At 52.7% G+C, this 8900-nt stretch carries 6 protein-coding genes; 4 read left to right on the plus strand and 2 right to left on the minus strand.

Features of this window, described 5'->3' with window-relative positions; genetic code table 11:
* Both FBQ85_21510 and FBQ85_21515 read right to left on the minus strand, forming a co-directional pair.
* On the minus strand, nucleotides 1-959 hold a 959-nt coding region (locus FBQ85_21510; protein ID MDL1877716.1), incomplete at its 3' end, for a transcription termination factor Rho.
* A gap of 42 nt (nucleotides 960-1001) precedes the next feature.
* Nucleotides 1002-1835 carry a hypothetical protein gene (locus FBQ85_21515; GenBank protein MDL1877717.1) on the minus strand — a complete coding sequence of 278 codons (834 nt, stop codon included), beginning with the start codon at nucleotides 1833-1835 and terminating at the stop codon, nucleotides 1002-1004.
* Between the two features lie 191 nt (nucleotides 1836-2026).
* On the opposite strand from FBQ85_21515, the gene FBQ85_21520 reads away from it, so the two are divergent.
* The 4 genes from FBQ85_21520 to FBQ85_21535 all read left to right on the plus strand — a co-directional run bounded on the left by FBQ85_21520 (nucleotide 2027) and on the right by FBQ85_21535 (nucleotide 8798).
* Nucleotides 2027-4411: a choice-of-anchor B family protein gene (locus FBQ85_21520; GenBank protein ID MDL1877718.1), complete on the plus strand. Its 2385-nt coding sequence runs from the start codon at nucleotides 2027-2029 to the stop codon at nucleotides 4409-4411.
* Between the two features lie 347 nt (nucleotides 4412-4758).
* Nucleotides 4759-5847, plus strand: coding sequence for a hypothetical protein (locus FBQ85_21525; GenBank protein ID MDL1877719.1), 1089 nt, complete (start codon nucleotides 4759-4761; stop codon nucleotides 5845-5847).
* Nucleotides 5848-6136: 289 nt separating this feature from the next.
* Complete coding sequence (locus FBQ85_21530) at nucleotides 6137-7399, plus strand: amidohydrolase family protein (protein MDL1877720.1); 1263 nt, start codon at nucleotides 6137-6139, stop codon at nucleotides 7397-7399.
* A gap of 214 nt (nucleotides 7400-7613) precedes the next feature.
* Nucleotides 7614-8798 (plus strand): class I SAM-dependent rRNA methyltransferase, encoded by a 1185-nt coding sequence (locus FBQ85_21535; protein ID MDL1877721.1) that lies wholly within the window; start codon nucleotides 7614-7616, stop codon nucleotides 8796-8798.
* Nucleotides 8799-8900 lie beyond the last annotated feature (102 nt).

Below are 8900 nucleotides of genomic sequence, written 5' to 3' on the forward strand. Positions count from 1 at the left end.
AGCAGTTCTTCGCGCCGTGTGCTGCTCGCGCGAATATTGATGGCGGGAAACAGGCGTTCCTCCGCCAGGCTGCGATCGAGCATCAGCTCCATGTTGCCCGTGCCTTTGAACTCTTCGAAAATGAAATCGTCCATGCGCGAACCGGTGTCCGTGAGAATCGTGGCAATGATGGTGAGCGAACCGCCGTTTTCGATTTTGCGCGCGGCGCCAAAGATTTTTTTGGGAATTTCCAGGGCGCGCGCGTCCAGCCCGCCGGTCATCATGCGGCCGCTGCTTTGCTGGCCGGCATTGAAGGCGCGGCCCGTGCGGGTGAGCGAGTCGATCAGCAGCACGACGTCGGCGCCGGTTTCGGTTTGACGTTTGACGAATTCCAGCACCAGCTTGGCCAAACGCAAATGATTGCCGAGATTGTCATCATAGCTGCTCGAAAAAACATTGCCGCGAATGCTGCGCCGGAATTCCGTTACCTCCTCGGGGCGCTCATCCAGCAACAGCACATAAAGCTGATGTTGCGGGTGATTGTGCGCGATCGCCGCAGCAATGTTTTGCAGCATCATCGTTTTGCCGGAGCGCGGTGGCGCGACGATCAGCGCGCGTTGGCCCTCGCCGAGCGGCGCGAACAAATCAATGAGGCGTTCTGTGGCGCCCTTGGAGTCGCGTTCCAGCGCCAAATGTTTTTGGGGAGAGATGGCGGGAAGATCCTCGAAGCGCGGCAGCGCATGCCAGGCTTCAGGCTTCAGGCCATGAATTGTTTGCACCGAGAGCGCGCGTACCTTGCCTGCCTTGTCTGTTTCCGTGTTCACTTCCATCTCAACACCGGCGAGCAAGCGATTTTCAATAATTAATGGCGGCGGGATGAAAACATCGTTGGGGAGACGGGAGAGATTGCTTTTGATTTGCCGCAGAAAGCCGAAGCTTTTCGGCTCGATTTCGAGGACACCAGAAATGAGATTTGACATGATTCCTTTAAAATGGTTGAGTGGAAGCGCGAATCACGAAAACTAACCCGCGTCTTCGCGCGCTTGATCAAATAAATCCTTCAGGCCAAAGCGCTGCGCTTGCGCGGAGAGATAGGCAAAATCCAGCTTCTCGCCCTGTACTTTGAGCACGCCGAGCACATCGCGCCATTGCGTTTCAGACACTTCGCCGCCAAAGCGAAACCAACGCAGTTTCGCCAGAATAACATCCTCTGCGCTCGCGAGCCAGACTTCGCCGGCGCCAATATCGTTGAGCCGGCGCCGCGCAAAAGCATCGATTTCAAGATCGTCATCATCGGAAATAGGATAAAAATCAATTTTGAAGGCGGTGTCCACGTGAATCATGTTGAAGGCGCGCCGGCCCTGCAACGCGGTCTGAATGGCGCCAGCACTGATGACAAATTCATTCTCAAAAGCTTGAACGAGCTTGGGAATATGAAAAGGGAAAATACGGATGACGAGATCGGCATCATTGGTCAAGCGCGGTTCCCCGTAAATAATACTGGCAACGCCGCCGCTGATGTAGTAAGGAATTTTGAGATGATCAAGTTGCCGAATTGCCAAAGCAATAATTTGTGGCTCTGTCATATCCCCCTCCAAATTTTGTGACACGGATTTTCCATGGGCAAAAATTTTATCAGCCGGCTCTCGTCCAAGACGACGAATATAAAATTGGTGATACAGCTCGCGCTTCGAAGCCTGAGGATTTTGTAAGCGCAGCCCGCTGAATATGAGATTTTTCACCAATTGTCCCAAACCCGTGAGGCTTTTTAGCTTTTTTGCGGGTGTCTGTTGCCGCCACAGGTTGATCAACTGTGTTTCAACTTCGGGAGACGTGTCTTTCGCTAAAGTACGCATTGTGATGCGAGTGTAGAAACGATTCGTGATTCCGTATTGTCGCATTATACTAAAAAGTCGATAAGACGCCAAGCTTTTTCTTCGACGCAGGCCGCCAAGATTTTGCAGTTCGATAGAAAGAATTTGCTTTTCAGAAGAGGTTTTGTGTAAATCAACCTGTTACCCATCATGAAAAAACTTAGGAGATTCTGATGAAGAATGTATGGCTCGGTTTTCTTCTGAATATATGTGCTGTTGCCGCCGTACTTGCCCAAAACTTAAACGAAAATGCTGTTTTGCTCGGCCAGCTCGCGCCGCGCGGCCTGAACGGTTATAATGATATTTGGGGTTATACCGCGAACGGGCGGGAGTATGCCCTGCTTGGCCATACCACGGGCACGAGCATCGTTGACGTGACCGCGCCGTCGGCGCCGCAAGAGGTTGCTTTCATTCCCGGCCCCAATTCCCTCTGGCGCGACATTAAAACCCATTTGCAGTATGCCTACGTGACAAATGAAACCTCGAGCGGCTTGCACATTATCGATCTGCAAAACCTTCCGAATGCTGCTGCCGCAGTGGGTTATAACAGCGCCACATTTCAAGCCGCACACAATTTATACATCGACAACGGTTATGCGTATATTGCCGGCAGCAATACGACGCGTGGATGCAACATTTTGAGTTTGAGCAATCCGACCAGCCCGGTGGAAGTGGGTCGATGGAACTCCAATTACTGGCATGATGTGATCGTAAAAAATGACACGATTTACGGCTCCGCCATGGGCGGCCCAAATGGCATCGATATCGTTGATGGCCGCAACAAGGCGCAGCTTCAATTGATTTCGCGCACGCAGTTTCCCAACGCGTTTACACACAATATTTGGATGACGGCCGATAACAAATATATCGCGCAAACCGATGAGGTGTGGGATTTGCCGGTTAATTTTTGGGAGGTGACGAATGCCTCATCGCCCCGGCTTGTGGCAACTTATACAGCCGGCCCGCGGTCCATTGCTCACAACGCGCATATCCGCGATGATTTTGCTTTCATTAGTTATTACTACGACGGGTTGAAAATCATTGATATCACGCAGCGCAACATCCCAATCGAGGTCGCAAACTACGATACTTATCCGGATGATAATTTGCAGCGCGGCCGTGATTACGAAGGCGCCTGGGGCGCTTATCCGTTTTTACCTTCCGGCAATGTTTTGGTATCCGACATCAAGTACGGTTTATTCGTGGTGCAGTTCAACAATATTAAGGCGGGCTTCCTTTCCGGAACAATCACGCGTGCCGGCGACGGCAGCCCTGTCTCCGGCGTGAAGGTAGAGTTGTTGCATCCGTTTGCGGGTGAAGGCAAAACGACTTTTGCGGGCGGCTCGAGTGAGCGGTATTTGTTTGGCGCAAAACCTGGCGTGCGCCATTTCAAATTCAGCAAGTTTGGATTTGAAGATTTCGTTTTGTCGGATTTCACGATTCAAAGCGGCGTGACGCACGAACAAGATATTATCATGACGCCCAAGCCAAGTGGCGTGCTTGCGGTAGCGGTCAAGTTGCGCAATGGCCAGCCGGCGCCCAATGCGCGTGTGATTATGACGACTGGCGAAAATCGTTTCGAAACGAAAACGGATCAAAACGGCATCGCCAGTTTGACCTTGCCGTTTGCAACGTATGACGTCGCGTTACGGCAATGGGGCTATTTGCCCAAAGTGCAATCCGTCAACCTGTCCACGACTGCGGGTACGCCGGTTGATTTGATCACCGACTATGGATATGTTGAAAACTTCACGGAGGCCGAGCCCTGGACGTTAAGCGAGCCGAACGATGACTCACTTTATCCCTGGGAAATTTTGCCCGCAGCAGATAGTCCTTATCTTGGCCGTTTGCCGGGAACGGATCACACCGGTGACGAGGCGGGCATGGCCGCGATCACACGCGCGCGCTTTGGCCGTTCGACGCTCACCTCGCCGATGATGGACGCCTCGGTTCTGCAAAATCCGTTTTTGCGGTTTGCGAGAATATACAATCCTTATGCCTGGCAAACCTCGCAAGCAAACGACACGCTGCACGTGATGTTGTCTAACGATAACGGCGTCACGTGGCGAACGATTTTCAGCTATGCTCGTGTCGATCTCAATTGGCGCGAAGAAACTTTCCGCATTGCAGACTATCTCGCGCCGAGCGCGCACATGCGGGTGCGCTTTGTTAACCATGAAGGCCTGGATGCTGCCGGCGCGCTGCGCGCTTCGGCGTTTGGCATGATCGATGATGTCAAGCTTATCTCGGAGAACGCGCTTGAGGTCTCAGCGCCGGAAGGAACGTTGCCGGCCAGGGTGACGCTTTTCCAAAACTATCCGAATCCTTTCAATCCTGCCACGATCATTCGCTGGCATCAACCTCATGCCGGCGCCGCAGAAATTTTGATCTTCAACGTATTGGGCCAGCGGCTTGCGAGTTTCAAGCCTTCCGAAACCGCGGCCGGGTTGCGCCAGATTGAAATCGATTTCAGCCACAATCCCTCTGGAATTTATTTTTATCAAGTGAAAGTCGCGGAGACTTATTCCGAAATTAAGAAGATGGTGTTGGCAAAATAGACAGCCCCAATGCGGTTCGTGTTAGCCATTCCGTTTGAGATAGGAGAATGGCGGCACGAGCCGCATTTTATTTTTGCTGATAGAAGATTCCAACGCCGCGATTATGTTTGACCCCTTCCTCTGTATTCTTCTTCATTAAGCGATTAATCTTCGTATCAACTGTTGTGCTCTCGCGCTCGTCTTGATACTCCCCTCAAAACCGGCAACCCGCTTTCCCCCGCAACTTTTCGAAGAGACCAATTCGTGAGTCTCACCCACCCAATCAAAACCTGCACAGCATTTGACTTTGTGCGTTGAAAGCTTATATTGCTCACGGTTGTCACGTGACGCAATTATGAGGTGTGCGTATGAATCGTATGGCGATAATTCGTTTTGGTGTTGCTTGCTATTTGACTTTGACGGCAAGCGCCTTTGCCCGGCAGTCAACCGGTGAGAATACGTTGGCATGGCAATATCATCCCAATCGCGCCGGCGCTGAGGCTTACATGCAAGGAGGCGCGTACTCGGCAGCTACGGGTAACCTCACAAGCATGCTCTTCAATCCCGCCGGACTGGCGCAAATGCCCGGGCGTTTCTCGTTCATGCTTGAAACCGGCTGGGCCTCGCGCACGGATTTGTTCCGCTTTTTTAATATCGATATCACCACCGGCTTTCAACCCGTGCAATTCGCCGGTCTCGCATTTCAGCCGCAACGCGGCTTTTCGTTGGGCGCGTTTTTTACCCAGCCGACCAACTACGAAGTGGATTTAAGGGAAATCAGAACGACAGCGCTTACAACTACGGCCGCGCATGCCGCAGACGAACCACAACAGCAGCGTAACGAAATCGCAATTGGAGTGGCCGGGGCAACGGCTGTTACGCCACAGCTTTACTTCGGCGGCAGTGTTGAATGGCGCCGCGCACACATGCGCAACGACATTGCGCAAGCATTTGTGGAAGGCGAAGACGCGGGGCTGCGTTTTTCTCTGGGCGTAATCGCGTTGGTGCAACAATGGCAGTTCGGCGTGTCCGCACAATCCCGCTATGAAGCCGCGAGCGCGTTGCCGGCGGTATCGTCTCGTTTTGTCAGAGAAGAACCGGCGGCCATTCGCCTGGGTCTCACAACGCCGGCGATTCTTCAGCGCTTGCATCTCAGCGCAGAGACAGAATACAAAAATTTCGATGCGGATGTGCCCATAAAAAAATGGCAGTTTTATGGCGGCGGCAAGCTCGCGCTTTCGCCCGACATGCAATTAGGCTTTGGCGCGTTCACATTTTTGAAGGACTACTCCGCCTTCATCGACGGCCCGGAGTCCGAAATTTTCCTAACCACCGGCGCAACTATCCGGCTTTCGTCATTTCACATTTCAGCAAGCTATCTTGACGGCGATCTGCTCAACAAAAATTTTGCGGGACAACGATTTCTCAATCTTGCCCTCGGTTATACCATCCCGTAACGCTGGCGGCGGGATTATCTAATTTGCTGTAATTCCAAAACCGTGCTCTGCTATCTTTGTCATCCAGAAAGGCGCTTGTGAAGTTCCAGACTGATGTCGAGTGCTTCACAATATCCCGCCTAGTCAGGATGACATTTCAAGAGAATACTCCTACAAATTAAGGTAACAGAGCACGAGTTTGAAGTCGAATCGCATAGAAACAATCGCAGTACAAACTTCTCATGAATCACGGAGGAAGGAAATGAATCGCCAACCGGCGCGGCTATTATGCTCTTGCAGTTTCGCTTTGATGTTTATGATTGGCATGACAAGCCCGGCGCGGGCGCAGCGTACGCTGGTTCACGCCGGCACTCTGATTGACGGCATTTCCGACAAGACGCAGAACAATATCACCCTCATTATTGAAAAAGGCCGCATCATTGCGATCGAGAAAGGCTTCACCGCGGCAAAGACGAATGATAAGATCATCGATCTAAAAAATAAATTTGTGCTGCCCGGCTTGATGGATATGCACACTCATCTCTCCGGCCAGACGGAGAAGGCGGGCTATCTCAAGCGGTTTCAACTATACCCGCCCGAACAAGCGCTGGCTGCAACACAATATCTCAAAAACACCCTCATGGCCGGCTTCACCACCGTGCGGGATCTGGGCGGCGGTGAGGGCGTTGATCTGGCGTTGCGCAATGCCGTTAATCGCGGCGACATCATCGGGCCGCGCATGTTGGTTGCAGGCAAAAGCCTGGCGGTGATGGGCGGGCATGCTGATCCGACGAATGGTTTTCGTGAAGATATTTTGGGCATTCCCGGCATTGAAGAGGGCGTGATCAACGGCGTGGAAAGCGCGCGCACGGCAACGCTGCTGGCCATCAAGCGCGGCGCGGATTGGGTCAAGATCACGGCGACTGCGGGCGTGCTTTCATTATCCGGGAATGCGCAAAATCCGCAATTCACCGAAGAAGAAATTCGCGCCATCGTTAACACGGCCGCCGATTTTGGCCGCAAAGTCGCCGCGCACGCGCACGGCGCAGAAGGCGCCAAACGCGCGATTCGCGCCGGCGTGGCTTCCATCGAGCACGGCACATTCATGGACGATGAGACCATGGCGCTGATGAAGCAGAACAGCGTATATTGGGTGCCGACAATCACCGCGGGCAAATCCGTTGCCGACTCGGCAAAGATTCCGGGATATTACAGCCCAATCGTCGTACCCAAAGCTTTATCCATCGGGCCGATGATTCAAGAAACGTTTCGCAGAGCGTACAAAGCCGGCGTGCCCATCGCGTTCGGCACGGATGCCGGCGTGTTTCGTCATGGCCGCAATGCCATGGAGTTTCAATACATGGTGGAAGCCGGCATGCCGCCGATGGCAGCAATCAAATCCGCCACCTATCACACCGCGAAACTCCTGGACAAGCTTGATGAATTGGGCACACTCGAAGCCGGAAAAATTGCCGACATTATTGCGGTTGCGGTCGATCCGTTGCAAGACATCAAAGCGCTGCAAAATGTCGCGTTTGTGATGAAAGATGGTGTGGTGTACAAAAACGAATGAGCCGCGTCGTGATCTTTTCAGATTAAATTTATGCGATTCGTTTTTCAAACTTGGAATAAATTCTGAAAATTTTTGCTCACAAAATTGAAATCTCACAAAACACTTTTTTACTTTTGTGAGATTTCCACTTTTCTGGGCGGAGTTTAAGGCTGCTCAAAGAGCTTCGATTTTCAGCTAGTCTGAAAATCGGTGTAGCATCTCATTTCACCGGTTTATGAATAAACTTCATCTCAAACCCGATCGCGATCGTTCAGTCAGGCGGTTCCATCCCTGGATCTTTTCCGGTGCGGTTGGCCGTGTTGATGCCGGCGCCGAGGCGGGCGCTGTGATTGACGTTCTCGCAGCAGACGGCGCATTTATCGGCCGGGGACTCTATAACCCCAACTCCCAAATCGTTTGCCGCATGCTCACCTGGCAAGACGAAGCGATTGACGAGACGTTCTTTGAAAGCAAGCTGGCAGCCGCGCTGCGTTTGCGCCAGCGGCTTTTTCTTTCGCAAGACAATCATCCCACCGATTCATTTCGCGTTGTAAATTCCGAGGGCGATGGCTTACCGGGATTGACGGTCGACAAATACGCCGATTTTCTAGTCATGCAAATCAGCAGCCTGGGCATGGCGCTGCGCCGCGCCGAAATCATAGCCGGGCTGCAAAAAATGCTTTCCCCGCGCGGCATTTTTGAAAAGAGCACAGGCGCGGCGCTGCTCGAAGAAGGTTTGCAGCCGTTTGTCCAAGTTCTTGCCGGCGAAGAGCCGCCGCCGGCCTTGCGCATCCAAGAGCATGGTTTGTATTTTGAAGTGGATATTCGTGAAGGGCAAAAAACCGGGTTCTTTCTCGATCAGCGCGAAAACCGGCAATGGGTGGCAAAACTGAGCGCCGGGCGGCGGGTGTTGAATGGCTTCGGTTATACCGGCGCTTTTTCCGTGTATGCCGCGCACGCCGGCGCCGAAAGTGTGATTACCGTGGATTCCTCTGCGACTGCGCTCACTCTCGCGCGGCAAAATTTTGCGTTGAATAATGTGCAAGTAAACGATGAAAATTTTGTCGCCGCGGATTTATTTCGCTATTTGCGCGCGGCGACAAAAGCATTTGATTTCATCATTCTCGATCCTCCGGCGTTCGCCCATCGCCAGAAAGATGTCAACAATGCGGCGCGCGCTTATAAAGACATCAATTTGCAGGCGCTGAAAATCATCTCGCCAGGCGGATTGTTGTTGAGCTGTTCGTGCTCCCAACCGGTTTCCCCCGATCTTTTTCAAAAAATTCTATTCGCCGCTGCAACGGACGCCAAGCGCGCTGTGCGCATCATTGGCCAGAGCGGGCATGCCCCCGATCATCCCATCAGTATTTATCATCCGGAAGGCCGCTACTTGCAGGCATTTTTATTGCTTGTGGATTAGGCTTGCGCCGGCGGCGCGGCGTTCGTTTCCGCTTCGATTTTAGTGTAACGTTGCGCCAGTTTGTAAAGCGCTTCTTGCGCGCGCACAGGCTCGCCCACCGTT

Source organism: Cytophagia bacterium CHB2 (assembly GCA_030263535.1).
Classification (GTDB): domain Bacteria; phylum Zhuqueibacterota; class Zhuqueibacteria; order Zhuqueibacterales; family Zhuqueibacteraceae; genus Coneutiohabitans.

Bases quoted from the DNA above. Each gene is read 5' to 3' on its own strand.
- FBQ85_21515 (MDL1877717.1), bottom strand. From the start codon at position 1,835: ATGCGTACTTTAGCGAAAGACACGTCTCCCGAAGTTGAAACACAGTTG.
- FBQ85_21520 (MDL1877718.1), top strand. From the start codon at position 2,027: ATGAAGAATGTATGGCTCGGTTTTCTTCTGAATATATGTGCTGTTGCC.
- FBQ85_21525 (MDL1877719.1), top strand. From the start codon at position 4,759: ATGAATCGTATGGCGATAATTCGTTTTGGTGTTGCTTGCTATTTGACT.
- FBQ85_21530 (MDL1877720.1), top strand. From the start codon at position 6,137: ATGTTTATGATTGGCATGACAAGCCCGGCGCGGGCGCAGCGTACGCTG.
- FBQ85_21535 (MDL1877721.1), top strand. From the start codon at position 7,614: ATGAATAAACTTCATCTCAAACCCGATCGCGATCGTTCAGTCAGGCGG.